The 26839-nt window shown below is 53.0% G+C and carries 25 protein-coding genes, 1 tRNA gene and 1 pseudogene; 11 read left to right on the top strand and 16 right to left on the bottom strand.

Annotation, left to right across the window (positions count from 1 at the left end):
- Positions 1 to 5: 5 nt before the first annotated feature.
- On the bottom strand, positions 6 to 1109 hold the full coding sequence (gene proB, locus HVZ37_RS05135) for a glutamate 5-kinase (protein ID WP_042324793.1): 1104 nt from the start codon (positions 1107 to 1109) through the stop codon (positions 6 to 8).
- A gap of 287 nt (positions 1110 to 1396) precedes the next feature.
- Here proB and phoE point away from each other — a divergent pair, with 287 nt between their 5' ends.
- Positions 1397 to 2449 carry a phosphoporin PhoE gene (gene phoE, locus HVZ37_RS05130; RefSeq protein ID WP_042997818.1) on the top strand — a complete coding sequence of 351 codons (1053 nt, stop codon included), beginning with the start codon at positions 1397 to 1399 and terminating at the stop codon, positions 2447 to 2449.
- Positions 2450 to 2528: 79 nt separating this feature from the next.
- Here phoE and crl read toward each other — a convergent pair whose 3' ends face one another.
- The 3 genes from crl to gpt all read right to left on the bottom strand — a co-directional run bounded on the left by crl (position 2529) and on the right by gpt (position 4790).
- Entirely contained in the window at positions 2529 to 2930 is a 402-nt protein-coding gene (gene crl / locus HVZ37_RS05125) for a sigma factor-binding protein Crl (RefSeq protein WP_042997819.1), read from the bottom strand.
- A 57-nt stretch (positions 2931 to 2987) separates the two neighbouring features.
- The gene (frsA, locus tag HVZ37_RS05120; RefSeq protein ID WP_181628166.1) at positions 2988 to 4232 is read right to left on the bottom strand and encodes an esterase FrsA; all 1245 of its coding nucleotides are present in this window, start codon (positions 4230 to 4232) and stop codon (positions 2988 to 2990) included.
- 99 nt (positions 4233 to 4331) lie between these two features.
- Positions 4332 to 4790: a xanthine phosphoribosyltransferase gene (gpt, locus tag HVZ37_RS05115; protein ID WP_042997821.1), complete on the bottom strand. Its 459-nt coding sequence runs from the start codon at positions 4788 to 4790 to the stop codon at positions 4332 to 4334.
- Positions 4791 to 5084: 294 nt separating this feature from the next.
- Here gpt and pepD point away from each other — a divergent pair, with 294 nt between their 5' ends.
- Positions 5085 to 6542, top strand: coding sequence for a cytosol nonspecific dipeptidase (gene pepD, locus HVZ37_RS05110; protein ID WP_042997822.1), 1458 nt, complete (start codon positions 5085 to 5087; stop codon positions 6540 to 6542).
- Between the two features lie 67 nt (positions 6543 to 6609).
- Here pepD and dinB read toward each other — a convergent pair whose 3' ends face one another.
- A complete protein-coding gene (dinB, locus tag HVZ37_RS05105) occupies positions 6610 to 7665 on the bottom strand; it encodes a DNA polymerase IV (protein WP_044265098.1) in 1056 nt (351 codons plus the stop codon).
- 96 nt (positions 7666 to 7761) lie between these two features.
- Entirely contained in the window at positions 7762 to 8622 is an 861-nt protein-coding gene (lafU, locus tag HVZ37_RS05100) for a putative lateral flagellar export/assembly protein LafU (RefSeq protein ID WP_181628165.1), read from the bottom strand.
- Between lafU and HVZ37_RS05095 the strand changes: the two are divergent.
- Both HVZ37_RS05095 and HVZ37_RS05090 read left to right on the top strand, forming a co-directional pair.
- Positions 8603 to 10306, top strand: a pseudogene (locus tag HVZ37_RS05095) (flagellar biosynthesis protein FlhA); the annotation flags it as partial. The gene lafU and the pseudogene HVZ37_RS05095 overlap by 20 nt on opposite strands.
- 105 nt (positions 10307 to 10411) lie before the next feature.
- Entirely contained in the window at positions 10412 to 10651 is a 240-nt protein-coding gene (locus tag HVZ37_RS05090) for a hypothetical protein (protein ID WP_042997826.1), read from the top strand.
- On the opposite strand, the gene HVZ37_RS05085 is transcribed toward HVZ37_RS05090, so the two are convergent.
- Complete coding sequence (locus tag HVZ37_RS05085; RefSeq protein WP_071888436.1) at positions 10648 to 11397, bottom strand: C40 family peptidase; 750 nt, start codon at positions 11395 to 11397, stop codon at positions 10648 to 10650. The genes HVZ37_RS05090 and HVZ37_RS05085 overlap by 4 nt on opposite strands.
- 348 nt (positions 11398 to 11745) lie before the next feature.
- Here HVZ37_RS05085 and dpaA point away from each other — a divergent pair, with 348 nt between their 5' ends.
- Entirely contained in the window at positions 11746 to 12486 is a 741-nt protein-coding gene (gene dpaA / locus HVZ37_RS05080; protein WP_042997828.1) for a peptidoglycan meso-diaminopimelic acid protein amidase, read from the top strand.
- Here the strand turns inward: dpaA and HVZ37_RS05075 are convergent.
- Positions 12457 to 13224 carry a class II glutamine amidotransferase gene (locus tag HVZ37_RS05075; RefSeq protein WP_044258806.1) on the bottom strand — a complete coding sequence of 256 codons (768 nt, stop codon included), beginning with the start codon at positions 13222 to 13224 and terminating at the stop codon, positions 12457 to 12459. The two genes, dpaA and HVZ37_RS05075, sit on opposite strands and share 30 nt — an antisense overlap.
- 45 nt (positions 13225 to 13269) lie before the next feature.
- Complete coding sequence (gene lpcA / locus HVZ37_RS05070; protein WP_028017728.1) at positions 13270 to 13848, bottom strand: D-sedoheptulose 7-phosphate isomerase; 579 nt, start codon at positions 13846 to 13848, stop codon at positions 13270 to 13272.
- A 239-nt stretch (positions 13849 to 14087) separates the two neighbouring features.
- On the opposite strand from lpcA, the gene fadE reads away from it, so the two are divergent.
- The gene (gene fadE / locus HVZ37_RS05065; RefSeq protein ID WP_042997831.1) at positions 14088 to 16532 is read left to right on the top strand and encodes an acyl-CoA dehydrogenase FadE; all 2445 of its coding nucleotides are present in this window, start codon (positions 14088 to 14090) and stop codon (positions 16530 to 16532) included.
- A gap of 109 nt (positions 16533 to 16641) precedes the next feature.
- Positions 16642 to 17412, top strand: coding sequence for an amidohydrolase (locus HVZ37_RS05060; protein ID WP_061070498.1), 771 nt, complete (start codon positions 16642 to 16644; stop codon positions 17410 to 17412).
- Positions 17413 to 17474: 62 nt separating this feature from the next.
- Here HVZ37_RS05060 and HVZ37_RS05055 read toward each other — a convergent pair.
- Both HVZ37_RS05055 and dnaQ read right to left on the bottom strand, forming a co-directional pair.
- Positions 17475 to 17551, bottom strand: a tRNA-Asp gene (locus HVZ37_RS05055).
- A 133-nt stretch (positions 17552 to 17684) separates the two neighbouring features.
- Positions 17685 to 18413, bottom strand: coding sequence for a DNA polymerase III subunit epsilon (dnaQ, locus tag HVZ37_RS05050; RefSeq protein WP_044258800.1), 729 nt, complete (start codon positions 18411 to 18413; stop codon positions 17685 to 17687).
- Between the two features lie 64 nt (positions 18414 to 18477).
- On the opposite strand from dnaQ, the gene rnhA reads away from it, so the two are divergent.
- On the top strand, positions 18478 to 18945 hold the full coding sequence (rnhA, locus tag HVZ37_RS05045; protein ID WP_181628163.1) for a ribonuclease HI: 468 nt from the start codon (positions 18478 to 18480) through the stop codon (positions 18943 to 18945).
- Here rnhA and HVZ37_RS05040 read toward each other — a convergent pair.
- The gene (locus HVZ37_RS05040) at positions 18942 to 19664 is read right to left on the bottom strand and encodes a class I SAM-dependent methyltransferase (RefSeq protein WP_044265108.1); all 723 of its coding nucleotides are present in this window, start codon (positions 19662 to 19664) and stop codon (positions 18942 to 18944) included. The two genes, rnhA and HVZ37_RS05040, sit on opposite strands and share 4 nt — an antisense overlap.
- Before the next feature lie 37 nt (positions 19665 to 19701).
- On the opposite strand from HVZ37_RS05040, the gene gloB reads away from it, so the two are divergent.
- Both gloB and mltD read left to right on the top strand, forming a co-directional pair.
- Positions 19702 to 20457 carry a hydroxyacylglutathione hydrolase gene (gene gloB / locus HVZ37_RS05035; protein WP_181628162.1) on the top strand — a complete coding sequence of 252 codons (756 nt, stop codon included), beginning with the start codon at positions 19702 to 19704 and terminating at the stop codon, positions 20455 to 20457.
- Between the two features lie 71 nt (positions 20458 to 20528).
- Complete coding sequence (gene mltD / locus HVZ37_RS05030; RefSeq protein WP_042997837.1) at positions 20529 to 21896, top strand: murein transglycosylase D; 1368 nt, start codon at positions 20529 to 20531, stop codon at positions 21894 to 21896.
- Positions 21897 to 21944: 48 nt separating this feature from the next.
- On the opposite strand, the gene HVZ37_RS05025 is transcribed toward mltD, so the two are convergent.
- The 3 genes from HVZ37_RS05025 to HVZ37_RS05015 form a co-directional block, all read right to left on the bottom strand.
- Positions 21945 to 22715: a class I SAM-dependent methyltransferase gene (locus HVZ37_RS05025; RefSeq protein ID WP_054177343.1), complete on the bottom strand. Its 771-nt coding sequence runs from the start codon at positions 22713 to 22715 to the stop codon at positions 21945 to 21947.
- A 77-nt stretch (positions 22716 to 22792) separates the two neighbouring features.
- On the bottom strand, positions 22793 to 23593 hold the full coding sequence (locus HVZ37_RS05020; protein WP_042997839.1) for an endonuclease/exonuclease/phosphatase family protein: 801 nt from the start codon (positions 23591 to 23593) through the stop codon (positions 22793 to 22795).
- A gap of 131 nt (positions 23594 to 23724) precedes the next feature.
- Positions 23725 to 24903, bottom strand: a complete 1179-nt coding sequence (locus tag HVZ37_RS05015) for an MFS transporter (protein WP_181628161.1) — start codon at positions 24901 to 24903, stop codon at positions 23725 to 23727.
- A 104-nt stretch (positions 24904 to 25007) separates the two neighbouring features.
- Between HVZ37_RS05015 and yafC the strand changes: the two genes are divergently transcribed.
- The gene (gene yafC / locus HVZ37_RS05010) at positions 25008 to 25922 is read left to right on the top strand and encodes a DNA-binding transcriptional regulator YafC (protein ID WP_090050897.1); all 915 of its coding nucleotides are present in this window, start codon (positions 25008 to 25010) and stop codon (positions 25920 to 25922) included.
- 21 nt (positions 25923 to 25943) lie between these two features.
- Here the strand turns inward: yafC and dkgB are convergent, their stop codons facing one another.
- Positions 25944 to 26747, bottom strand: a complete 804-nt coding sequence (gene dkgB, locus HVZ37_RS05005; RefSeq protein WP_181628160.1) for a 2,5-didehydrogluconate reductase DkgB — start codon at positions 26745 to 26747, stop codon at positions 25944 to 25946.
- Positions 26748 to 26839 lie beyond the last annotated feature (92 nt).

The raw sequence follows: 26839 nt of genomic DNA, 5'->3' as shown, positions 1-26839 counted from the left end.
GCTCCTTAACGGGTAATCATATCATCGCGATGAACGGCGACCGGGCCATATTCGTAACCCAGAATCGCGTCAATCTGCTGAGAGTGGTGTCCGGCAATGCGGCGCAGCGCGTCGCTGTTGTAGCGGCTCACGCCGTGGGCAATATCACGCCCCTCCAGATTACAGATGCGGATCACTTCACCACGTGAGAAGTTGCCTGTCACGCTTTTAATGCCTTTCGGTAGCAATGAACTGCCGCGTTCCAGAATCGCCGCCGTCGCGCCTTCATCGACGGTGATTTCACCAGCAGGCGGCGCGCCAAAGATCCAGCGCTTGCGGTTCTCCAGCGGAGAGGCCTGTGCATGGAAGCGGGTACCGACAGAGATGCCTTCCATCACATCACCAATCACGCCCGGCTTGCTGCCAGCGGCGATAATCGTGTCAATCCCGGCGCGGCAGGCGACGTCAGCGGCCTGCAACTTAGTGCCCATGCCGCCCGTTCCCAGCCCCGATACGCTGTCGCCGGCGATTGCGCGCAACGCGTCATCAATCCCGTAGACATCTTTAATCAGTTCGGCCTGCGGGTCGGTACGTGGATCGGCGGTGAACAACCCCTGTTGATCGGTCAGCAGCAGCAGTTTGTCTGCCCCGGCGAGGATCGCCGCCAGCGCGGAGAGATTGTCATTGTCGCCCACTTTAATTTCCGCTGTGGCAACTGCATCGTTCTCATTGATCACCGGAACGATATTGTTATCCAGCAGGGCACGCAGAGTGTCGCGCGCATTCAAAAAGCGTTCCCGGTCTTCCATGTCCGCCCGCGTCAGCAGCATCTGCCCGACGTGAATGCCGTAAATCGAAAACAGCTGTTCCCACAGTTGGATCAGTCGGCTCTGCCCGACCGCCGCCAGCAGTTGCTTGGTGGCAATGGTCGCCGGCAGTTCCGGATATCCGAGATGTTCACGCCCGGCGGCGATAGCGCCCGACGTGACGATAACAATACGGTGTCCTGCGGCATGCAACTGCGCGCACTGACGAACAAGTTCTACGATGTGGGCACGGTTCAGGCGGCGCGATCCGCCCGTTAGCACACTGGTGCCGAGTTTTACCACCAGCGTCTGGCTGTCACTCATGATTCTCTGCCGTTCAAAATAGGGAAAATGATAGTAAACGAACGTTTTAGCAGGACTGGCCCCGGTTGCCAACAAGCAGCGCACAAAGCATGGAATTTTGTTGTGCTTGATCAGCAAGCGTAGCGGCAATTTTTGACGTTTTTATTACTGAAACAGAAAAACATCCTTTTTTAAAATTATTCTTACGTTGTCATAAAACCTTCACTCCAGAACGTTAAAACCCTCCTGTCTTTCAACGGGGATCACACCCAGTAAATAATAGCGCGTACGTTAAATCAGGACTGAAAATGAAAAAGAGCACTCTGGCATTAGTGGTGATGGGTATTGTGGCATCGGCATCCGTGCAGGCAGCGGAAGTGTTTAATAAAGACGGTAATAAACTGGATGTGTATGGCAAAGTCAAAGCGATGCACTATTTCAGCGACAATGACAGCAAAGACGGCGACCAGACCTATGTCCGCTTTGGTTTTAAAGGCGAAACGCAGATTAACGATCAACTGACTGGTTACGGTCGTTGGGAAGCGGAATTTGCGGGCAACAAAACCGAAAGCGAATCTGGTCAGAAAACGCGTCTGGCGTTTGCCGGTGTCAAGCTAAAAGATATCGGCTCTTTCGATTATGGTCGTAACCTGGGCGCGCTATATGACGTTGCCGCCTGGACCGATATGTTCCCGGAATTTGGTGGTGACGGCCTGGCGCAGACCGATAACTTTATGACCAAACGCGCCAGCGGTCTGGCGACATACCGGAACACCGACTTCTTCGGCGTGATCGACGGTCTGAACATGACCCTGCAATATCAGGGCAAAAACGAAGACCGTGACGTGAAGAAACAAAACGGTGACGGGTTCGGGACATCACTGAGCTACGACTTCGGCGGCAGCGATTTCGCGATCATTGGCGCCTATGCCAACTCTGACCGTACCAATGAGCAAAACCAGCAGGCGCGCGGTCATGGCCAGAATGCTGAAGGCTGGGCGACCGGTCTGAAATACGATGGCAACGACATCTATCTGGCGACCATCTATTCTGAAACCCGCAACATGGCGCCGATCTCCGGTGGTTTTGCCAACAAAGCGCAAAACTTCGAAGCCGTCGCACAATATCAGTTTGATTTCGGCCTGCGTCCGTCCATCGGTTACGTTCAGTCGAAAGGCAAAGATATTGAAGGTATTGGTGATGAAGATATCGTGAAATATATCGACGTCGGCGCGACCTATTATTTCAACAAGAATATGTCGGCGTTTGTTGATTATAAAATCAACCAGATTGATGACAACAACAAACTGGGCGTCAACAGCGATGACATCGTGGCGCTGGGTATGACCTATCAGTTCTGATGCCAGAATGGTCCGGATGAGTTGACTTATCCGGCTAAAAACAGAGAGGCCGGATGATTCATCCGGCCTCTTTTTTGGATTACGCCGTTAGCTTCACCGGCTCATCACGGAAATCGTCTGCGGGCTCCAGTGACAAATGCAGCGTGTTTAACAGCTCACGCAACTTCTCGTGAAACTCGCGCAGGGTATATTCCAGTCGCTCAACGACTTCTTTATCTTTGATCGCCACAGTCTTCCAGTCGCCCGCTTTGTCGAACAGACCAAATTTGTAGCTGTAGGTAAAACGCTTTTCGTGCGCTTCCAGTTCCATCCACCAGCCCCAGAATTCGCGCAGTTCAGGCGCGGGCTTCACGTTGACGCAAACAGCCAGACAATCGAAAAAGAATCGATTATCTTCGCACTTTCCTTCGCGGATATAAGGGCCAAGCGCGGTGAATTTCTTGATCAATCTGCTCTTCGGGTGTCCACTCGGTAACGTCATTGCGATCTCCTGTTGTGAAGCAACTGTTTTACCAAAACAGTAGAATTTAGCAAATTATTAACACAATCTCTTTTCAATCCAGCGGGTGATTTCCTGTAACGCGTTGTCAAAATTGCGATACACCGGATTGAAGGGAATCTCCAGCAGCTTACCGTCAGAAGATGAAGACGTGATTAAACGCGACTCCTCTTCCGGACTGAACGGATCGTTCTTCCAGAAGCCCGACAGCATTGGCGTCGGGCAGCGTCTGCCAAGCAGTCCCTGCACCTTCAGCGAATAGCGATTAAGCTCCACGCGCAACGCTTCATCGGACGCATCGTGCATCCCCAGTCGACTTGCCAGAACGTCAAGATACATTTCCGGTACCGCTCCCTGACGTAACGGATCGCTCAGCAACGCATGGACAACCGGACCGAGGCAGGCCACCGCTTTCAGACGCGGTGATTCAAGATAGGCCAGACGCACCGCCACGTTGGCACCAAAACGAAATCCGAACGCCGCCACCCGGGTATGATCCACCCACGGCACATTCGGCAGCGCTTTCAACACATGCTGGTGCAACAGGCTGGAGTCCTGAGAGAGCTTCCACTTTGACGAGAAACCGACGGAAGGCATGTCCAGCGTCAGCATGGCGATGCCGCGCGGCGCGAAATAGCGCTCATACAGGGTGTAGTAATCGGTTTGCATTGAATCCAGACCGCCGCACATCAGCACCGTCGGAAACGGGCCGTCGCCTTTTGGCATATGCAAGAACCCGGTGACGGGCGAGCCGCCAGGCACGCTAAATTCCATCTCACGCAGCGTACCGGGCAGTCGCTGCGCGGCTTCTTCATAGGCACGGTTAGATAAGGCCTGCGCCTGTTCCGCCAGATCGTCCCCTTTCAGGTGCGGATAGGCAGCGATGTTGTACAGCGTCGAGGCGTGTAGCCAGTAGCGACCACTGCGCTCAGGGTCCGTTTCCTGGCAGGCTTTCTGCTGCCAGTCCATCGCCTGTTTTGCCCATTCATAAATCCAGTTGCCGCCACGGTAACCGATCACCGTATCGTAAAGATCGGCATCGGTGCGCTCGGCGTCACTCATCACGATGCGCGCCTGAACATCCAGAATTTCTCGCGGATCCACCCCGCGCCAGATCCACATCAGGCGGTTAATCATGCGATACCAGTGGGGAATATTCTTGCCATCCAGCGCCGATTGCACAGGCGGCTGCGTCCCGACATTAAAACGGCGGACCAGGGTCGACGTTTCGGGATGTTTGAAACGGGGTTTGAACAGGATTTCGCTTAGATTAGCCTGTGACATGCGTACAGCCTCCTGAAGTACTCACTGAGGCTTATTGTAACCCGACACCGGCTAAATAGAACAACGCCCGGCTGTGCCAGGCGTTGAAAAAGTCAGAGATTAGCGGCCAGAAATCGGCGGAACGAAGGTCACGCCCATGTCCCACGGCTGCTCAATCCAGGTATCCTGCGGGATATCAATCACGTAATCATCGACTAACGGACGACCCGCCGGTTTCGCGAAGATAGTGACAAAGTGCGCTTTTGGGTACATTTCACGGATAGCCACGGCGGTACCACCGGTATCCACCAGATCGTCGATGACGATAAAGCCTTCACCATCGCCTTCAGCGCGTTTCAGAACTTTCAGTTCACGCTGGTTGTCGTGATCGTAGCTGGAAATGCATACGGTATCGACATGACGAATGCCCAGTTCACGTGCCAGCAATGCGCCCGGCACCAGACCACCACGACTAACGGCAATGATGCCTTTCCACTGTTCTGAAGGCATCAGGCGGTTTGCCAGTTTGCGTGCATGGATCTGCAGCATGTCCCAGGTGACGACGTATTTTTCGCTCATGTGAAGTGTCCCAGCCTGTTTATCTACGGCTTAAAAAGTGTTCGAGGGGGAAATAGGTTGCGCGAGATTATAGAGATCTGAGCCACCAAAAACCAGTGTTTCGCGGAATCGGGCCCTCTTTTTACGTGCTTTATACTCGCAGCGGGCGCAGAAAGTGGTATTCTCAAGCGCATCTCGCAAGCCAGACTTGTGGTAATAATTAACCTGCTAACCCTGTGACCTGCAAGCCTGTTTGCAGCGCATCTATACCCTGAATACCACCTAAAGTATGACGGGTATACAAGGAGAATTATCGTGTCTGAACTATCTCAACTCTCCCCGCAACCGCTGTGGGATATTTTTGCAAAAATCTGTTCAATTCCTCACCCGTCCTATCATGAAGAGCAGCTCGCTGAGCACATCATCGGCTGGGCAAACGAGAAAGGTTTCCACGTCGAGCGCGACCAGGTAGGGAATATCCTGATTCGCAAACCGGCCAGTGCGGGAATGGAAAACCGTAAACCGGTGGTTCTGCAGGCGCACCTGGACATGGTGCCGCAGAAAAACAACGACACTGTGCACGATTTCACCAAAGATCCGATCCAGCCTTATATTGATGGCGAATGGGTGAAAGCGCGTGGTACCACGCTGGGCGCCGATAACGGCATCGGGATGGCTTCCGCATTAGCGGTTCTGGCTGACGACAGCGTCGTTCACGGCCCGCTGGAAGTGCTGCTGACCATGACCGAAGAAGCGGGGATGGACGGTGCATTTGGTCTGCAGGCCAACTGGCTGCAGGCGGATATTCTGATCAACACCGACTCGGAAGAAGAAGGTGAGATCTACATGGGTTGCGCAGGAGGGATCGACTTCACCTCTAACCTGCCGCTGACCCGCGAAGCCGTTCCGGCAGGTTTCCAGACCTTTAAGCTGACGCTGAAAGGGCTGAAAGGCGGTCACTCCGGTGGCGAAATCCACGTTGGTCTTGGCAACGCGAACAAACTGCTGGTTCGTTTCCTGGCCGGTCATGCTGAAGAGTTGGATCTGCGTCTGGTCGATTTCAACGGCGGTACGCTGCGTAACGCGATTCCACGTGAAGCCTTTGCGACCGTTGCCGTTGCGGCAGACAACGTAGAGGCGCTGAAAGCGCGGGTTAACGCTTATCAGGACATTCTGAAAAACGAACTGGCTGAAAAAGAGAAAAACCTGGTGGTTCTGCTGGAGAGCGCCGCGAGCGATAAAGCCGCACTGACCGCACAATCTCGCGATGGCTTTATCCGTCTGCTGAACGCAACGCCGAACGGTGTGATCCGCAATTCCGACGTCGCAAAAGGCGTGGTTGAAACCTCACTGAACGTGGGCGTCGTCACCATGACCGACGACAACGTCGAAATCCATTGCTTGATCCGTTCGCTGATCGACACCGGTAAAGACTATGTCGTTAGCATGCTGGATTCGCTGGGGAAACTGGCAGGCGCGAAAACCGAAGCGAAAGGGAGCTACCCTGGCTGGCAGCCGGATGCGAACTCACCGGTGATGCATCTGGTGCGCGAAACCTATCAGCGTCTGTTCAACAAGACGCCAAACATCCAGATTATCCACGCGGGTCTGGAGTGCGGTCTGTTTAAGAAACCGTACCCGGATATGGATATGGTCTCTATCGGGCCAACCATTACCGGTCCACACTCACCGGATGAGCAGGTGCATATCGAAAGCGTCAGTCATTACTGGACGCTTCTGACCGAACTGCTGAAAGCGATTCCGACGAAGTAAGTTACGGCTGTCGTGCTATAAAAATGCCGGATGGCGGCGCGTTGCGCCTTATCCGGCATTTTGCTCTTTATAACCCCAGCAATAACTGCCGTTCCAGTTGCGGATCGAGTAGCGTTACGTGCAGCCCCACCAGCCTTACCCCCCGCCCTGCCCGCCGCTCATCCCAGGTTTTATGCGCAGTAGAAATCAGGTCTTCTTTATTCAGCTTCGGCCAGACGTGTTCCTGGGTGGTTTGCTGAAAGTCATTGAACTTGAGCTTTACCCCCTGGCGAGCAATGCATAAATCGGGTTTGACTTTCGCCAGTCGCCGTTCGAGTTCCGGATATAACTGCTCAATGATCGCCTCACAGTCAGACCACTGATGAATATCTTCCGCCATGGTGCGTTCCACGCCGACCGATTTGCGTAAGCGTTCATTATTGACATCCCGTTCGTCGATTCCCTGGCTACGCTCCCACAATACCCGCCCAAACTTACCGAAGCGCTTAAGTAATGTCGCCAAATCGCACTGCTGGACATCACCGCAGGTGCGTAGCCCCATGCTTTCCAGTTTTGCCGCAGACACTTTACCGACGCCGGGAATTTTCCCCAGCGGCAACGTACTGAGGAACGCCGGCACATCATCCGGCGTAATGACATACTGTCCGTTGGGTTTATTCAGATCGGAGGCGATTTTGGCCAGAAACTTCACTGGCGCCACGCCCGCCGAGGCGGTAAGTTGCAGCTCGTTGAAAATCGTCTGGCGTATTTCCTGAGCGATAAGCGTGGCTGACCCATGACAGTGTGTACTGTCCGTGACGTCCAGATACGCCTCGTCCAGTGACAGCGGCTCAATTAATGAGGTATAGCGGGCGAAAATGGACTGGATTTGGCGGGAGGCTTCTTTGTAGGCCTCATAACGGCCCGGTAATAACGTGAGGTGCGGACACAGTTTCAGCGCCATACCGGTCGGCATCGCGCTGCGCACGCCAAATTTACGGGCGGGATAGTTGGCGGTGCTGATAACGCCTCTGCGCTCACGGCTGCCGCCAATGGCAATAGGGATGTCGCGCAACGCCGGGTTGTCCCGCATCTCAACCGCGGCGAAAAAACAGTCCATATCAACATGTATGATTTTACGCATCACCCACCTCCCGAAATACTGTTTAAGTATACAGTGAAATCAATAAATGGGAAGCGATCGCTCACCCGAACAACGCGACGAATTCCAGCGTCGTGACTACTGTGGCATCGGGTTGCGATGTAATGCAGCGAGGTGCTGTTTTTTATCCAGTTTCTCCACTAACGGTTGAACCACTTTTTCACCATGCTGACCAAAATATTGATACAAAGTATCGGCTGCGCTCTTGGTCAGAATCATGATTTCGATGCGTCGGTTTCCTGCGCTTTCCGGATTATTGGTATCCAGCAGCATCTGGTCAGCCATCGCACTAACCTGCATCACTTTATCCTCCGGCATCCCCGCTTCTTCCAGTACGCGACGTGCGGATAACGCTCTGTCCCCTGACAGGTTCCAGTTGTTATAAATATTATTTTTATAACCCATGGCATCCGTATGCCCGGTAATAATGATCTTATTGTCCAGCGAGTCAAAAACCGGCGCCAGCTCAACCAGAAGCGATTTAAAGAACGGCATGATCCGTGCACTGCCACGCTCAAACATACTGCGGTTTTGGTCGTCTTTAATCAGCACACGTAACCCCTGGGGCACTATCTCCATTTCCAGGTTAGTTTCCATGTGCGCATTTCGCGCAACAGTATTAATACTGGTGGCCAATTCACCTAATTCTGAGGCGGATTTTCTTTTCAGCAGCGCCGTTTTCTCATTCACATCACGCGCTTTTCTCTCGGTTGCCTCACTCACTTTTATCCGTTCTTTTGCTGAGTTCGTTTCCTCGGTGGTGGACTTATTACGCGGGGTGCTACTCCTGCTTGCCATCGCGGTAATCGGCTTTTGACCAATTTTATTCAGCGCCGTTAAGCCCCCGCCATTAAAGATCGACTGGCCATGCAACGCCGCCACAATGTTTTCTCGATCGGATTTACTGACGCTGTTCACAATCAACTTCATCGTCGTCACCAAAGGCGCTGAACGTATCTCCGAAGTGTCCGCCCGCTTTACCCTTGATGCGATGCCAGGCAAACAGATGGCGATCGACGCCGACCTGAATGCCGGGCTTATCAACCAGCAGCAGGCGCAGACGCGACGTAAGGACGTCGCCGGCGAAGCCGATTTCTATGGCGCGATGGACGGGGCCTCGAAGTTCGTGCGCGGCGACGCCATCGCCGGGATGATGATTCTGGCGATCAACCTGATCGGCGGCGTGTGCATCGGGATTTTTAAATACAATCTCAGTGCCGAAGCGGCATTCCAGCAGTACGTGCTGATGACCATCGGTGACGGTCTGGTGGCGCAGATCCCTTCCCTCCTGCTCTCTACCGCCGCCGCGATCATCGTGACCCGCGTCAGTGACAATGGCGATATCGCCACCGATGTTCGCGCACAGTTACTGGCCAACCCGTCGGTGCTGTATACCGCCACCAGCATTATGTTTGTACTGGCAGTGGTGCCGGGAATGCCACATTTCCCGTTCCTCGCGTTCAGCGGCCTGCTGGGCTTCACCGCCTGGCGGATGAGTAAACGCCCGAAAGCCGCTGAGGCTGAAGAGAAAAACCTCGAAACGCTGACGAAAACAATCGTCGAAACGACCGAGCAGCAGATTACCTGGGAAACCATCCCGCTGATTGAGCCAATCAGCCTGAGCCTGGGGTATAAGCTGGTCTCACTGGTGGATAAATCAAAAGGCAATCCGCTGACCCAGCGTATCCGTGGCGTGCGCCAGGTGATCTCCGATACCAACGGCGTGCTGCTGCCGGAAATTCGCATTCGTGAAAATTTCAGGTTAAAGCCCAGCCAGTACGCGATCTATATCAACGGGATTAAGGCCGATGAAGCCGATATTCCCTCTGACCGCCTGATGGCGCTGCCTTCCAGCGAAACTTACGGCGAGATAGATGGCATTCTGGGTAATGACCCGGCGTACGGGATGCCGGTGACCTGGATCCAGGCAGCGCAGAAGGCGAAAGCGTTGAATATGGGGTATCAGGTGATCGACAGCGCCAGCGTGATTGCCACGCATGTGAATAAGGTGGTGCGCAGCTACATTCCCGATCTATTTAATTATGATGACATTACGCAGCTGCATAACCGTCTCTCGTCAATGGCACCGCGCCTGGCGGAAGATCTCAGCGCCGCGCTCAACTACAGCCAGTTGCTGAAAGTGTATCGGGCGCTGCTGACTGAAGGCGTATCACTGCGCGACATTGTGACTATCGCCACCGTGCTGGTTGCCAGCAGTAGCGTAACGAAAGATCCCATTCTGCTGGTCGCTGATATCCGCCTTGCGCTGCGTCGCAGCATTACGCACCCGTTTGTCCGCAAGCAGGAACTGGCGGTCTATACGCTGAATAACGAACTGGAAAACCTGCTTTCTAACGTGGTGAATCAGGCGCAGCAGAGCGGTAAGGTGATGCTCGATAGCGTGCCGGTGGATCCGAACATGCTCAATCAGTTCCAGAACAATATGCCGCAAATTAAGGAGCAGATGAAAGCCGCAGGCAAAGAGCCGGTGCTGCTGGTCGCGCCGTCGCTACGTCCGCTGCTGGCGCGCTATGCCCGACTCTTCGCGCCGGGTCTGAACGTTCTGTCTTATAACGAAGTGGCAGATGAACTGGAGCTGAAAATTATGGGGGCACTGAGTTAAATAATTACCCGGCTGTTTAAGTCGGCGTTTTTTCTGCCGCTTTATAAAGATGACGCGACAAGGAGGTTGCATTTCAAATGCCTGCTCAAGTTAAAGGATTGATGAGTGACCATTCAACAGAATATCCCATCCCCTTCAGAAAACGACGCTCAGCATGATGACGCCAGATTGTACTGGCGCACATACCGGGAGTTTGTGCGCCAGCAAGAGTTGCAACAACATAATGAAACGCAATCAACAGATGACGCGATGCCCGCGCACGTCGCGCTCATCGAACCCGTCGATCTGTTGCTGGCAGGCACGATGATGCTTGTCTTCATCATCCTGCTGCTGCTTGCCTGTTAGATGATGGTATTTTCCTTGAGGATCCGGCGTGCGCCGAGGAAGTGATCCTGCCAGAACGGATCGGTCAATTGGCTCACCCGGATGGTTTCGCCCGTACGCGGGGACTGGATAAACTGTCCATCCCCCAGATAAACGCCCATATGGTCGGCGATATCCTGACTGTGTATATGGAAGAACAGCAGATCGCCACGGCGCAGGTCACGGTTAGCGACAATGGTTGCCCGACGGTAATGATACATTTCATTTGCCGTGCGCGGTAATTTGGCCGCCAGGATTTTATTGTAGGCGTAGAAAACCAGCCCACTACAGTCGAATCCGCGATCCGGATTGACGCCTCCCCATACGTACGGTTTCCCCAGTTGCGCCTCAAGGCGATGAATCGCCACTTCCGTGATGTTCTGCAAATGGTCGCTAGTGAGGAACGCCTTATTTTCTGCCAGTTCCTGCCAGCGGTGGTTGTCCGCGCGCAGCGGCCCCGGGAACCATTCTGGATGCTGTTCAAGCAACTCACGGTTGTGCTGGCGCAACGCTCTCTTGCTCTGCGGGGTTCCGGAAACAATGTAATGCGCCTGCCTTCTGCGCTTCGCCTGATATTTACTGAGCAGACGTTCACGGTTATGCATCCGCAACGTCGCGGCATAGCTAAACGTCTGATGTGAAGAGACGGCTGCAGATAACGGTGAATAAAGGAGACATAACGAGAGTAGCCCCGGCAGAATGGCGCGCGGAGCACCTGATAAAAACATAAAAAAACATAACCTAAATAAACAGTGAGGCGACAGTTTAACCAGGCGAGGAACTGACCAGGCTTAATAATCAATAATTAAAAAATTAATGGTTTATTATCAGTGAATTGTATCCGCCAGGCCCCTGGCAACGAGCCTGACATCCGTTCTGCGGAAATGGACAAAATCGGGCCGGTTCTGACAGCCAGTGTCGCTAACGTTCTGTATAAATTGTAAACGCACCACGAGGGGCTTGCGAAAAACTGTCGTGGTGTTAATGTGAGCGTTCCAAATCCAGATTAGTCCGATTTGGGGATCTTATTTTTGCCGTTCTGGCGTGTGCAATCGTTTTATCAAGGAACAAGCAGTATGCGTAAAATCGCATTATTTATTGCGATGCTTTTGATCCCGTGCGTGTCATTCGCCGGCTTGCTGAGTAGCAATAGCTCCACAACCCCCATCAGCAAAGAGTATAAGCAACAATTGATGGGATCGCCGGTCTATATTCAGATCTTCAAGGAAGAGCGCACGCTCGATCTCTACGTCAAGATGGGCGAACAGTATCAACTTCTCGACAGCTACAAAATTTGTAATTACTCCGGCGGATTAGGTCCAAAACAACGCCAGGGCGATTTTAAAAGTCCTGAAGGTTTTTATAACGTCCAGCGTAGCCAGCTCAAACCTGACAGCCGCTTTTATAAAGCCATTAATATTGGCTTCCCCAACGCCTATGACCGTGCTCATGGTTATGAAGGCAAATATCTGATGATTCACGGTGCCTGCGTCTCGGTTGGCTGTTACGCCATGACCGACAGCGGCATTGATGAGATTTTCCAGTTTGTCACCGGTGCGTTGGTCTTTGGTCAGTCGAGTGTGCAGGTCAGTATTTATCCCTTCCGCATGACCGATGCCAATATGCAGCGTCACAAGTATTCGTATTACAAAGAGTTCTGGTCGCAGTTAAAACCGGGATACGATTATTTCGAGCAGACCCGCAAGCCACCGACCGTGTCGGTTGTCGATGGCCGCTATGTCGTCAGCAAACCGTTGAGTCATGAAGTGGTTCAGCCGCAGCTGGCGTCAAACTACACGCTCCCCGAGACAAAATAACGCCCACTCGCCTGGCATAATCTTTTGCCAGGTTTCGTTGCCTGTCAGTGGTTGCGTGGCAATGACGGTGACCACATCGTTCGGTGTGGTCTCTTTCTGAAAATCTATCTCCACATCCTGATCGAGCAACGTGGCGACGCCAAACGGTGCACGGCGCGTGATCCAGAACAGATTCGTCGAGCAGAATGCCATCACATAGCGCCCGTCAGACAACAGCATGTTAAAGACCCCTTTCTCACGCAGTACGCCCGCCAGCGTTGCGATATACCTGAACACCGCCGTCATGTTGCCAGGCGTGCGCGGGTAGCGCTGAGTGAGTTTGTGCAGCAACCAGCAGAATGCCTTTTCGCTGTCGGTTTCACCCACCGGGCGAAAATTGCCGGTTTCCAGCGTTTTATAGCCCGAAAGCTGACCATTGTGCGCGTAGGTCCAGTGGCGGCCCCACAGTTCACGCGTGAAGGGATGGGTGTTCTCCAGCGCCACTTCGCCCCGGTTCGCTTGGCGAATATGGGCAATCACGGAACAGGATTTGATCGGGTAGTCCTGTACCAGTCTGGCGATGGGGGAGTTAAAGCTGGGTTGCGGATCTTTGAACGTCCGGCAGCCTTTGCCTTCATAGAAGGTGATGCCCCAGCCGTCTTTGTGCGGTCCGGTTCCCCCTCCACGCTGAACCAGCCCGGTAAAACTAAAGCAGATATCGGTAGGCACATTGGCGCTCATCCCGAGCAGTTCGCACATACATCACCCCCACAACTGCGGGGGCGCAAAACCCCCGGCGAAGACTTACTTAACCATCTCTTTTTCGATCAACTGAATCAGGATATGAATCACTTTAATATGAATTTCCTGAATACGGTCAGCATAGCCGAAATGCGGAACGCGGATTTCGATATCGGCAGTACCGGCCATTTTGCCGCCGTCTTTACCGGTCAGGGTGATGACCTTCATTCCCTTCTCGCGTGCCGCGGCGATGGCTTTGATCACGTTACCCGAATTGCCGGAGGTTGAGATGCCTAACAGCACATCGCCTTCGCGCCCTACCGCTTCCACATAACGGGAAAAGACGTAGTCGTAACCGAAATCATTGCTGACGCAGGAGATGTGGCTAACGTCGGAAATCGCAATGGCCGGATAGCCCGGACGGTTTTCGCGATAACGCCCGGTCAGTTCTTCGGCAAAGTGCATGGCGTCACAATGAGAGCCGCCGTTACCGCAGGACAGTACCTTACCTCCTGCTTTAAAACTGTCTGCCAGCAGGACCGCCGCGCGCTGAATGGCGTGAATATTGGCATCATCTTTTAAAAAATTCGCCAGCGTTTCCGCCGCTTCGTTCAGTTCGTTACGAATAAGATCCTGGTACATGAGGATATCCTTCAGCATGAATGTAAATGACAGGATGCAGTGTACCGGATAGCACTGGCAGCGAGAAGCATAAGCCACATCAATGGCGACGGCTTTTGATTTTTCGTGCCGCAGAAATCGGCAACAATGTGAGCTTTGTTGTAATTATTTTGTAAACACATTGCTAAAAGAATTCACATCCACTACAACCATATCATCACAAGTGGTCAGACCTCCTACAAGCAAGGGAGCTTTTCGTTATGATGATTTTGAGTATTCTCGCTACGATTGTTCTGCTCGGCGCGCTGTTTTATCACCGCGTGAGCCTGTTCCTCAGCAGCCTGATTCTGCTCGCATGGACGGCCGCGCTTGGCGTGGCCGGACTGTGGAATATCTGGCTGCTGGTTCCGCTGGCCATTCTCCTCGTCCCGTTCAATGTGACGCCGATGCGTAAATCAATGATCTCCGCGCCGGTGTTCCGTGGCTTCCGTAAGGTGATGCCGCCGATGTCACGTACGGAGAAAGAAGCGATTGATGCCGGTACCACCTGGTGGGAAGGCGATCTGTTTCAGGGCAATCCGGACTGGAAAAAACTGCATAACTATCCGCAGCCGCGTCTGACCGCCGAAGAGCAGGCGTTCATCGACGGCCCGGTGGAAGAAGCGTGCCGCATGGCGAACGACTTCCAGATCACTCACGAGCTGGCCGATCTCCCGCCGGAACTGTGGGCGTTTTTGAAAGAACATCGCTTCTTCGCGATGATCATTAAGAAAGAGTACGGCGGGCTGGAATTCTCCGCTTACGCCCAGTCTCGCGTGCTGCAAAAACTCTCAGGCGTCTCCGGGATCCTGGCGATTACCGTGGGCGTGCCGAACTCCTTAGGCCCAGGCGAGCTGCTGCAACATTACGGTACACAAGAGCAGAAAGACCATTACCTGCCTCGTCTGGCGCGTGGTCAGGAGATCCCTTGCTTTGCGCTGACCAGCCCGGAAGCGGGTTCTGATGCGGGTGCCATTCCGGATACCGGTATTGTTTGTATGGGCGAATGGCAAGGCCAGCAGGTGCTGGGGATGCGTTTGACCTGGAACAAGCGTTACATCACCCTCGCGCCTATCGCCACCGTCCTGGGACTGGCATTTAAACTTTCTGACCCGGATAAGCTGCTGGGCGGCGAAGAAGAACTGGGGATCACCTGCGCGTTAATCCCAACCTCGACGCCGGGCGTGGAAATTGGTCGTCGTCACTTCCCGCTGAACGTCCCGTTCCAGAACGGTCCGACTCGCGGTAATGATGTATTTGTTCCGATCGATTACATCATCGGCGGCCCGAAAATGGCCGGTCAGGGCTGGCGTATGCTGGTGGAATGTCTGTCGGTGGGCCGCGGGATTACCCTGCCGTCTAACTCGACCGGCGGCGTAAAATCCGTTGCGATGGCTACCGGTGCTTATGCCCACATTCGTCGTCAGTTCAAAATCTCTATCGGTAAAATGGAAGGGATTGAAGAACCGCTGGCACGCATTGCCGGTAACGCCTACGTGATGGATGCCGCTGCGTCCCTCATCACCTACGGTATTATGCTCGGTGAGAAACCGGCAGTGCTGTCGGCAATCGTCAAGTATCACTGTACTCATCGTGGTCAGCAGTCAATTATTGACGCGATGGATATCACCGGTGGCAAGGGCATTATGCTGGGCGAAGGTAATTTCCTGGCGCGGGCCTATCAGGGCGCGCCGATCGCCATCACCGTGGAAGGCGCGAACATTCTGACCCGTAGCATGATGATCTTCGGTCAGGGGGCAATTCGCTGCCATCCGTATGTCCTCGAAGAGATGGCGGCCGCACAGAATAACGATGTGAATGCGTTCGACAAACTCCTGTTTAAACATATCGGCCACGTCGGCAGCAACAAAGTGCGCAGCTTCTGGTTGGGTCTGACGCGTGGTTTAACCAGCCAAACGCCCACCCGCGATGCGACGAAGCGTTATTATCAGCATCTTAACCGCCTGAGCGCGAACCTGGCGCTACTCTCTGACGTGTCGATGGCTGTGCTGGGCGGAAGTCTCAAACGCCGCGAGCGCATATCTGCTCGTCTGGGAGATGTACTGAGCCAGCTGTATCTGGCCTCTGCGGTTCTGAAACGTTACGACGACGAAGGCCGTCATGAAGCGGACCTGCCGCTGGTTCACTGGGGTGTGCAGGATGCACTGTATAAAGCGGAACAGGCAATCGACGATCTGCTGCAGAACTTTCCGAACCGCCTGGTGGCTGGCCTGCTGAACGTGGTGATCTTCCCGACCGGTCGTCACTACCTGGCCCCTTCCGATAAGCTGGATCATAAAGTCGCGAAGATATTGCAGGTACCGAGCGCCACCCGTGACCGTATCGGCCGTGGACAGTATCTGACGCCGAGCGAGCATAACCCGGTGGGATTACTGGAAGAAGCGCTGCTGGATGTGATGGCCGCCGACCCTATTCATCAGCGTATTTGCAAAGAGATTGGCAAAAACCTGCCGTTCACCCGTCTGGATGAACTGGCGCAAAATGCGCTGGCCAAAGGGCTCATTGATAAAGACGAAGCGGCGATTCTGGTCAAAGCGGAAGAAAGCCGACTGCGCAGCATCAATGTGGACGATTTTGAACCCGAGGAGCTGGCGACAAAGCCGGTAAAGCTGCCAGAGAAAGTGCGTAAAGTCGAAGCCGCGTAACGCTTACGCATGACCTTTTAGCCTCGCTTCGGCGGGGCTTTTTATCATCCGCGTTTCCTGAAATCACGTGCTACAGTGTCAGAATGCTGTTCAACAAGGAGACCCTACCGTGCCTGGTTTGAAAATTACGCTGCTGCAACAACCGCTGGTCTGGATGGATGGACCCGCCAATTTGCGTCACTTTGACCTTTTACTGGAACCGGTAATGGGGCGCGATCTCATCGTCTTACCCGAAATGTTCACCACGGGGTTTGCGATGGAGGCTGCCAGAGAAGCGCCCACTCAGGAGGAGGTGATTTCATGGATGCAAAAACAGGCGCAGCGAACAAACGCTCTGATTGCCGGTAGCGCCGCGCTTCAGACAGAACGTGGCGCGGTGAACCGTTTTTTACTGGTCGAGCCAGAAGGTAACGTGCACTTTTATGATAAACGCCACCTGTTTCGAATGGCTGACGAACATCATCATTACCAGCCAGGCAACCGCCGCGTGATCGTGGAATGGCGCGGGTGGCGCATTCTCCCGCAGGTCTGTTATGACCTGCGGTTTCCGGTATGGTCACGCAATTTGAATGATTATGATCTGGCGCTGTATGTCGCCAACTGGCCGGCGCCTCGTTCTCAGCACTGGCAGACGTTGCTGGCGGCTCGCGCGATTGAAAATCAGGTCTGGGTGGCTGGATGTAACCGCGTCGGCACCGACGGCAACGGGCATCACTATCGTGGCGACAGTCGGGTTATCAGTCCACAGGGCGAAATCATTGCGACAGCGGAAGCCCATCAGGCTACTCGCATTGACGCGGAACTTTCTTTGAGTGCGCTGAAAGCGTATCGGGAGACGTTTCCGGCCTGGCAGGATGCCGACCCGTTTATTCTGCGCTGATTTTTTGACGAGATAAAAACGACGAAAGCCTGAATCATTACTGACTCAGGCTTCCTGAATAGTGGCGGAACGGACGGGACTCGAACCCGCGACCCCCTGCGTGACAGGCAGGTATTCTAACCAACTGAACTACCGCTCCGCGATGTGTTCCGCTTGGGAACGAAGCGCATATTACGGATTGCCACACACCTCGTCAACGCTTTTTCTCACGTTTTTAATCGTTTGCTCTAAAAATCACCCGAGCGGCGGTTTTTAACTCATTTGCCGACTTTCTACGCCCGCCAGAGGCAACTTCCCCCTTTCTTTTCCACCAGGTCGAGGCGCGATTCATGGGCCGCCACTTCCTCATCGGTGGCGAAAACGACGCGTAGCCTGCTGGCCTGACGTACAAGCCGCTGGATCCCCGTATTGCCCTGCTGCTGAGTTTCCCCTTCCATCGAAAACGCCATCGTCGTCTGACCGCCGGTCATCATCAGATAAACATCAGCCAGAATCTGGGCATCGAGCAATGCGCCGTGCAGCGTACGCTTGCTGTTGTCTATCTCATAACGCGAGCACAATGCATCCAGGCTATTACGCTTGCCAGGGAACATCTTCCTCGCCAGCGCCAGACTATCGGTGACTTTACAGAAGGTATTGGTTTTCGGGATATCGCGGTTGAGCTTGCTGAACTCGTAGTCCATAAAGCCGATATCAAACGACGCGTTATGAATGACCAGTTCCGCCCCGCGGATATAATCGAGAAATTCATCCGCCACCTCGGCAAATGTCGGCTTGTCCAGCAGGAACTCATCCGCAATTCCGTGGACGCCGAACGCTTCCGGATCCACCAGCCGATCAGGCTTCAGATAGACATGGAAGTTATTCCCCGTCAGACGGCGGTTCACCACCTCTACAGCACCGATCTCAATGATCTTGTGCCCTTCGTAGTGCGCGCCGATCTGGTTCATACCGGTGGTTTCGGTATCGAGGACGATCTGTCGTGTAATTGCAGTGCTCATAGCGGTCATTTATGTCAGACTTGTCGTTTTACGGTTCGATTCAATTACAGGAAGTCTACCAGAGATGCTTAAACAGGTAGAAATTTTCACCGACGGTTCGTGCCTGGGCAATCCAGGTCCGGGCGGTTACGGGGCAATTTTACGCTATCGCGGGCGCGAAAAAACCTTTAATGAGGGCTATATCCTCACGACCAATAATCGCATGGAGCTGATGGCGGCGATCGTCGCCCTGGAAGCCCTGAAAGAACATTGTGAAGTCATTTTGAGCACTGACAGTCAGTATGTGCGCCAGGGGATCACCCAATGGATTCATAACTGGAAAAAACGCGGCTGGAAAACTGCCGACAAAAAACCGGTAAAAAATGTCGATCTCTGGAAGCGTCTTGATGCCGCCCTCGGGCAGCATCAGATCAAATGGGAGTGGGTAAAAGGCCATGCCGGTCATCCAGAAAACGAGCGTTGCGATGAGCTTGCCCGTGCCGCCGCCATGAATCCTACTCAGGAAGACGTTGGTTATCAGTCCGAAGCTTAAACGTCCGGCTTGCGATATTGCCGGGTCGCGCCAACGGCCTGCGGTATGCGCGCTTTCGCCTTGTTCTGTTTCATCGGATTGAGCGTAAGCGGAATCGTTCGCTTACGCGCCACAATCATCTGCATACAGCCCAGCGCAGGAAGGTGTGCACTCAACATCTTTCCTCCTTGCTTTTTCCACGGCAGGACGTGAAAACGGCTGTAGTGCAGCACTTCAAAATTCAGTAGCGACAGCCAGTCCAGTTGGCGCATCAGCGTAAACATACGACTATTATAAGGCGATGATTTACGCAGCACCGGCACCAGCTTGCGCAGCCCCATCAGGCTCACCGGGTTGAATCCGCTCAGTACCAGCCAGCCATCATCAATAAGTACCCGATCGGCTTCACGTAACAAGCGGTGGGGATCGGCGCACCAGGGTAGCGTGTGCGCCAGCAGACAGACATCGACCGATTTATCGGCAAAAGGGAGATGAAGCGGATCGGCCTGAACCTGAACCGGCGAGCCTTTGGCAGAAACGTTAACCTGATGCGAAACCGCACAGGCTTCCGAGTTGATTTCTGCACTTAAATTGCCCACCTTAAGCAGGTGAAAACCATACATTTTTGCAAACCACGGGTTAAGCTGTTTTTCCAGCGCCTCACGATAGTACTCTCCCCAGGGCAAATCGCTCCAGCGATCGGGTGCTACGACTGTTTGAGGGTTCCTTGCCGGTTTCATCACAACCATCCGTTATGCATAGACAGAGAGGTAATTTATGAATCTTAACAGTATTCCGGCGTTTCAGGACAATTACATCTGGGTTCTGAGTAATGATGAAGGACGTTGTCTGATCGTGGACCCGGGCGACGCCGCGCCGGTGTTAAAGGCGATTGCCGAAAACCAGTGGCAGCCAGAGGCTATTCTACTCACTCATCATCATCAGGACCATGTGGGTGGCGTGAAAGAACTGGTACAGAACTTTCCTAAACTAGTGGTTTACGGACCAGCAGAGACACAAGATAAGGGGGTCACTCATATAGTCGAAGATGGCGATTCCGCCCTCATTTTGGGGCATGAATTTAGTATATTTGCTACACCCGGTCACACTTTAGGACATATCTGTTACTTTAGCCATCCTTATCTTTTCTGCGGAGATACGCTGTTTTCGGGAGGTTGTGGACGCCTGTTCGAAGGCACAGCGAGTCAGATGTATCAATCGCTTAAAACAATATCCGGACTTCCAGACGATACGCTTATTTGTTGCGCCCATGAATATACTTTAGCAAATATGAAGTTTGCCCTGAGCATTCTGCCGCACGATTCGTTCATAAATGATTATTATCGTAAAGTTAATGAGTTACGGGTAAAAAAACAAATGACACTCCCCGTTATTCTGAAAAATGAGCGGAAAAATAATATTTTTTTGAGAACAGAATATATTGATTTAATTAATGAAATTAACAAAGAAACAATATTGCAACACCCTGAAGAGCGATTTGCCTGGTTAAGGTCAAAGAAAGACAGCTTCTGATAATTGCAGGTTGCCTTTTCAAAACTTCGCCGTTATGATCGGTCGTCTTTTAAGCAACTATTGACACACACATGAAGGCAAAAGCGATCTTACTCGCCTCTGTCCTGCTCGTGGGTTGCCAGTCGTCTCAAAACGCCGGTAATGTCCAACAGCACGCACAGAGCCTTTCTGCAGCTGGTCAAGGGGAAGCAGGAAAGTTTACGAGTCAGGCACGATGGATGGACGATGGGACGTCCCTCGCGCCGGATCAAGACTTGTGGGCTTTCATTGGCGACGAGCTAAAGATGGGAATTCCGGAAAACGACCGGATTCGCGAACAAAAACAGAAGTATTTACGCAATAAGAGCTATCTCCACGATGTAACTTTACGGGCAGAGCCGTATATGTACTGGATAGCCGGGCAAGTTAAGAAACGTAACATGCCAATGGAACTGGTACTACTACCCATAGTGGAGAGCGCTTTTGATCCTCATGCGACGTCTGGCGCCAATGCCGCAGGCATCTGGCAGATCATTCCGAGCACGGGGCGCAATTATGGTTTAAAACAGACCCGCAGTTATGACGCGCGTCGCGATGTGGTGGCTTCCACAACCGCAGCGCTCGACATGATGCAACGTCTGAACAAAATGTTTGACGGCGACTGGCTGCTGACCGTTGCGGCTTATAATAGCGGTGAAGGTCGGGTCATGAAGGCGATTAAAACGAACAAAGCGCGTGGGAAATCCACCGACTTCTGGTCGTTGCCGTTGCCTCAGGAAACGAAGCTGTACGTGCCAAAAATGCTGGCCCTGAGTGATATTCTCAAGAACAGCAAACGTTATGGCGTACGTCTGCCAACCACAGACGAAAGTCGTGCACTGGCGCGTGTTCGTTTAAGCAGTCCGGTTGAAATGGCGCAGGTTGCCGATATGGCGGGGATTCCCGTCAGCAAGCTGAAGACCTTTAATGCTGGTGTGAAAGGCTCCACGCTGGGCGCAAGCGGTCCGCAATACGTAATGGTACCAAAGAAGCATGCAGAGAAACTGCGTGAATCTCTGGCCTCTGGCGAAATTGCTGCCGTACAGTCCACTCTGGTGGCTGATAACACCCCGCTGAACAGTCGTAGTTACACCGTTCGCTCTGGCGATACGCTTTCAGGCATTGCTTCACGTCTCGGCGTGAGCACGAAGGATCTGCAGCAGTGGAATAAGCTGCGTGGTTCAACGCTGAAAGTGGGCCAAAGTCTGACGGTGGGTGCCGGTAACAGTGCACAGCAACTGGCTAAAAACAGCGACAGCATTACCTATCGTGTACGTAAGGGCGATTCGCTTTCGAGCATTGCTAAACGTCACGGCGTTAACATCAAAGATGTCATGCGCTGGAACAACGATACGGACAATCTGAAGCCCGGCGATCAACTGACGTTGTTTGTGAAAAACAACAATACGCCAGACTCCTGATAGCTCACAATATTAAAAGGCACCGATTTCCCCCGGTGCCTTTTTTCTTTATGCCGCTTTGTGCGCTTCGGCCATGATGGTATCGCTGGTAAACGATCCCTCGTCCTGTAAAGCGAAGTAAGCTTTCACCTCCGCAGAGGCGCTTACCTGATACAGACGAATCGCATCTACCAGTTCAGCGGGCGTGCGCATTCTCGTCACCCATGAACTAAACTCCAGCGGCAAACGGTCGGTTATCAACGAATCAACAATCAGGTTTGCATCATTCATCAGCGCCAGCCATTCGCCGCTGGAATAGTTGCGAACGTGCGAGGTGTCGCGCAATGCCTCCACCGTCTGTAACCAGATATCGCGGACCGGATGCCCTGGGGACATGACATCCATAATAATCAGGACACCGCCCGGTTTTAATACCCGATTAACTTCGCGCAGCGCTCTGCCCACATCATGCCAGTGATGCGCGGAATAACGACTGATAACAACGTCAAAGACAGCATCCTCAAACGGCAGGCTTTCGGCATAGCCCTGCCTGGTGGTGATGTTGGCTAATCCCTTCTCTTTTGCCGCCTGCGCCACAACGTCAAGCATCTGCGAAGATAAATCGTAAGCCACCACTTGTTTCACATTCTGCGCGGCGATAAAGCTTGCATGCCCGGCACCACAGCCCATATCCAGTACGCTGGCATGAGGGAACGCAGACAGACGCTCAGCCAGACGCTGCAAGTCGCGACCGGTTGCATGCACGGCACTGGTTAAATAGGCATTCGCCTGGGAGCCAAACTGCTTTTCGACGTTATCGTGGTGGGAGTGTGTTGTCATTATGCTGTCCTTTGGTTGTTTGCAAGATAAAGGGCAGCACCACTACAGGTCTGCCCCAACGGCAGACCTGACACACCTTACTGCACAGGTTTGCCGGGACTGAATTCAACGAGTAGCGGATTGTGATCGGATGCGCGTGTGACCAGTACTGAAGCCTCACTGACGTTCAGACCACGATAAAAGACAAAATCCAGGGGGCGACCAAACGCGCGACGGCGCTGATCGTCAGTAAAACGAACCTGTCGCAACGACATTTCGCGCGCGAAGCGATACAGCGCATTCATGCGGCGTCGACTCCAGGCATTAAAATCTCCGGCCATAATCACCGGGCCACTGTGATGCGCAATCTGGTCACCGATTGGAAGTAACTGCTTACTATACACATCGACCCCCAGACTAAAGTTAACCGCATGGATATTAACGACCATCAACAGTCGCGTATCGGGCAACGGATAGACGGTAACCAGCGCCGATTTTGCCAGGCGCAGGATAGGCTCTCGCTCACGAAGTGGGCAACAGTATACGGGATGCGCGGATGAGAGCGTCATCACCCCTGACGGATGCTGTGGCAGAACAAATGCCGGCACCTGATCGGCCGCCAGGTAATTCGCCGTCGCAAACTTCACCAGCTCCGGCGTCGTTTGCGCTTCCTGTAACAACACCAGGTGCGCATCTTTGCCAAAATTCTTCAGCACCGAAAGCCATTCCGCTCGCTGCTGCTTAAAGATATTCCACACCAGGATACGGATCCGATCTTCACTGCTTAACGGCGCCCCGGCGGGTAATGCCTGGCCGATGCTCGAAAATGACCCGGGCGGCAAAATCCGCTCAGCGGGTTGTCCGGCAACATAGCGCATGGCATAGGTGTTTTTTCGCACTTTTGACTTTCAAACCTCTGTAACGTCAACCAGCCCGGTGCCGGACTGGTTCTTCTGTTATAGGGATTTTAGCTCACACTTTCAACGACCAATTGCAGATTGTTTTGTAAGCACACACATACTTCAAGTACTTAACCCAGCACGGCTACGCGTGCGGGTTTATCCAGTCGACCACTAATCCCCATCAACAGGAAGGCTCCCAACACAATCAATGCCCCAATCCACGGTGTTTGCGCCAGGCCGAAGTGCTCCACCGTCTGTCCGCCGACAACAGAACCGATCGCAATCCCGATGTTAAAAGCCGCGATGTTGAGGCCGGATGCCACATCTACCGCATTGGGCGTAAATTGTTCGGCTTTTTGCACCACATAGACCTGCAAACCCGGTACATTGCCGAAAGCAAAGATCCCCATCACCAGTACCGTTGCCAGCGCGGCGTACTGCATTGTGGCGGTAAACTGAAAGACGAGCAACAGTACAAACAGTGTGGCGAAAATAAACTTCAGCGCAGGCACCGCCCCATGTTTATCCGCCAGTTTTCCGCCCCAGATGTTACCTACCGCGACGGATACGCCATAGCCTAATAAGATCCAACTCACTGCGGCAGGCGAGAAACCCGCCAGATCCTGCATCATCGGCGCCAGAAAGGTAAATGCGGTAAAGACGCCGCCGTAGCCCAATGCCGTGATCGCATAGATGATCAACAAGCGTGGATGCGTTAAGACACTCAACTGGTCACGCAGCGTCGCCGCGGCGCGTCCCGGAATGTTCGCCGGAATGAGCCACTGACTGCTGATCAGCGCAATCACGCCCAACACAGAAACGGCCAGAAAGGTTTCGCGCCAGCCAAAATACTGACCGATGAACGTCCCCAGAGGAACCCCGGTCACCAGAGCAACCGTCAGACCACCAAACATGATTGCAATGGCAGAAGCCGCTTTTTCTTTTGCTACCAGACTGGTGGCAATGGTGGAGCCAATCGAGAAGAACACGCCATGAGCCAGACCGGTCAGTAAACGGGCCGCAATCAGCGTCATATAGCCAGGAGCCTGCCATGCCAGCAGGTTGCCCGCCGTGAACAGGACCATCAGCGCAACCAACAACGGCTTACGCGGCAGACGTCCAGTCAATGCCGTCAGTACTGGCGCGCCAATCGCCACGCCGAGAGCATAGATGGAAACCAACATCCCCGCTGAAGGCAGAGAAATGGCCAGCTGTTCGGCAATTGTCGGCACCAGGCCTACAATCACAAATTCGGTTGTGCCAATAGCAAAGGCACTTATTGTCAGCGCAAATAACGCGAGAGGCATAAATCGCTCCATATCATCAGTATTCGGATGACACGCAGTATGCCGGGATGGTTTAATAACAAAAATATCCAAAATCTCAATACAATTTTGCTTCGGGTGCAAAAATGAAAGCAACTTCAGAAGAACTCGCCATTTTTGTTTCAGTGGTAGAAAGCGGAAGTTTCAGCCGGGCGGCAGAACAGTTAGGTCAGGCAAACTCAGCGGTTAGCCGGGCAGTTAAAAAGCTGGAAATGAAGCTTGGCGTGAGTTTACTCAACCGCACAACCCGGCAGCTCAGCCTGACAGAAGAAGGTGAACGCTATTTTCGCCGCGTCCAGTCTTTGTTGCAGGAGATGGCGGCGGCAGAAACGGAAATCATGGAGACACGCAGCACTCCACGCGGGGTGCTCCGTATCGATGCCGCCACGCCGGTGATGCTGCATTTTCTGATGCCGTTGATAAAGCCTTTCCGCGAACGTTATCCGGAAATTACGCTTTCTCTTGTTTCCTCTGAAACCTTTATCAATTTGATCGAGAGAAAAGTGGATATTGCAATCCGTGCAGGCACATTGACGGATTCCAGTCTCCGCGCCCGACCGCTCTTTAATAGCTATAGGAAGATTATTGCCTCGCCGGATTATCTTGAACGATACGGGAAGCCGGAAACAGTGGAAGAGCTAAAAGCACACCTGTGCCTGGGCTTCGCCGAACCCGTATCCCTCAACACCTGGCCTATCGCCTGTAGCGATGGGCAACTTCACGAGATTGACTGTGGAATTTCGTCAAACAGCGGCGAAACGCTTAAACAACTCTGCCTCAGCGGAAACGGCATTGCCTGCCTGTCGGACTACATGATTGATCGGGAAATTGCGCGAGGTGAACTGGTGGAGCTGATGGCCGATAAACGCCTGCCGGTAGAGATGCCGTTCAGCGCCGTCTATTACAGCGATCGTGCCGTGAGTACGCGTATTCGGGCATTTATCGATTTTCTGAGTGAATATATAAGAACAGCTCCCGGAGGAGCTGTTAAAGAGGGTTAAAGGCATTCAGGGCTTAACGCATTAATCCCACTGCGGTGCCAGTCCTTCCGGGCTTACCAGGCGATCGTTGCAATCCAGAGCAGCGATCGCTTTTTTATCTTCGGCATCTAACGTTAGATCCAACGCCAACAGGTTGCTTGCCAGGTTTTCTCGCTTAGTGGAAGAAGGAATGACCGAGTAACCTTCATCCATCGCCCATGCCAGGATCACCTGAGCTGCAGTGGCGTTGTGTTTCGCCGCGATGCGGGTAATCACTTCATCTTTCAGAGCTTTACTATATGCAAGCGTCATGTAAGACGTGATGTGGATACCGTGTGCTTTCGCCCAGTCAACCACTTTGCCATTTTGCAGGTAAGGAGACAGTTCAATCTGGTTAGTCGCAATATTTTCAGCACCGACCGCTGCAATGGCTTTTTCCATCAGCGGGATAGTGAAGTTAGAGATACCGATTTCACGCGTCAGTCCCTGCTTTTTCGCTTCCAGCAGCGCCTGCATGAATTCCTCAACCGATACAGCATCATTTGGTGATGGCCAGTGGATCAGCGTCAGATCAACATAATCAGTACGCAGTTTTTTCAGGCTCTCTTTCAGGCTAGGGATCAGCTTGTCTTTGCTCAGATTCTCAATCCAGATCTTGGTCGTAATGTACAACTCATTGCGCGGAACGCCGCTCTCTGCAATTGCCTGGCCAACTGCGGCTTCATTATCATAGATTTGTGCAGTATCGACAGCACGGTAACCGAGTGCCAGAGCCGTTTTTACGGATGCAATAACAACATCGTCCTTAAGACGGAAGGTACCTAAACCGAATGCCGGGATAGTCATAATAATTCCTCTTTGATTCATCATGTTCGTTAACTGAGAGGATTATGACGTTTTGCGTTTTGTTGAAAAAGAGCGAAAAATGCAGAGGATTT

Source organism: Citrobacter sp. RHB35-C17 (assembly GCF_013816795.1).
In the GTDB taxonomy this organism is placed as follows: domain Bacteria; phylum Pseudomonadota; class Gammaproteobacteria; order Enterobacterales; family Enterobacteriaceae; genus Citrobacter_A; species Citrobacter_A amalonaticus.
The sequence above is the reverse complement of the archived record's forward strand: the minus strand, read 5'-3'. Positions and strand labels throughout refer to the sequence as shown.

Coding starts and splice junctions, on each gene's coding strand:
- mltD (WP_042997837.1), top strand. CDS start 20,529: ATGAAGGCAAAAGCGATCTTACTCGCCTCTGTCCTGCTCGTGGGTTGC.
- dkgB (WP_181628160.1), bottom strand. CDS start 26,747: ATGACTATCCCGGCATTCGGTTTAGGTACCTTCCGTCTTAAGGACGAT.
- frsA (WP_181628166.1), bottom strand. CDS start 4,232: ATGTCACAGGCTAATCTAAGCGAAATCCTGTTCAAACCCCGTTTCAAA.
- proB (WP_042324793.1), bottom strand. CDS start 1,109: ATGAGTGACAGCCAGACGCTGGTGGTAAAACTCGGCACCAGTGTGCTA.
- yafC (WP_090050897.1), top strand. CDS start 25,008: ATGAAAGCAACTTCAGAAGAACTCGCCATTTTTGTTTCAGTGGTAGAA.
- dpaA (WP_042997828.1), top strand. CDS start 11,746: ATGCGTAAAATCGCATTATTTATTGCGATGCTTTTGATCCCGTGCGTG.
- dnaQ (WP_044258800.1), bottom strand. CDS start 18,413: ATGAGCACTGCAATTACACGACAGATCGTCCTCGATACCGAAACCACC.
- crl (WP_042997819.1), bottom strand. CDS start 2,930: ATGACGTTACCGAGTGGACACCCGAAGAGCAGATTGATCAAGAAATTC.
- HVZ37_RS05040 (WP_044265108.1), bottom strand. CDS start 19,664: ATGAAACCGGCAAGGAACCCTCAAACAGTCGTAGCACCCGATCGCTGG.
- lpcA (WP_028017728.1), bottom strand. CDS start 13,848: ATGTACCAGGATCTTATTCGTAACGAACTGAACGAAGCGGCGGAAACG.
- HVZ37_RS05085 (WP_071888436.1), bottom strand. CDS start 11,397: ATGTTTTTATCAGGTGCTCCGCGCGCCATTCTGCCGGGGCTACTCTCG.
- HVZ37_RS05015 (WP_181628161.1), bottom strand. CDS start 24,903: ATGCCTCTCGCGTTATTTGCGCTGACAATAAGTGCCTTTGCTATTGGC.
- gloB (WP_181628162.1), top strand. CDS start 19,702: ATGAATCTTAACAGTATTCCGGCGTTTCAGGACAATTACATCTGGGTT.
- HVZ37_RS05075 (WP_044258806.1), bottom strand. CDS start 13,224: ATGTGCGAACTGCTCGGGATGAGCGCCAATGTGCCTACCGATATCTGC.
- fadE (WP_042997831.1), top strand. CDS start 14,088: ATGATGATTTTGAGTATTCTCGCTACGATTGTTCTGCTCGGCGCGCTG.
- phoE (WP_042997818.1), top strand. CDS start 1,397: ATGAAAAAGAGCACTCTGGCATTAGTGGTGATGGGTATTGTGGCATCG.
- gpt (WP_042997821.1), bottom strand. CDS start 4,790: ATGAGCGAAAAATACGTCGTCACCTGGGACATGCTGCAGATCCATGCA.
- HVZ37_RS05025 (WP_054177343.1), bottom strand. CDS start 22,715: ATGACAACACACTCCCACCACGATAACGTCGAAAAGCAGTTTGGCTCC.
- rnhA (WP_181628163.1), top strand. CDS start 18,478: ATGCTTAAACAGGTAGAAATTTTCACCGACGGTTCGTGCCTGGGCAAT.
- dinB (WP_044265098.1), bottom strand. CDS start 7,665: ATGCGTAAAATCATACATGTTGATATGGACTGTTTTTTCGCCGCGGTT.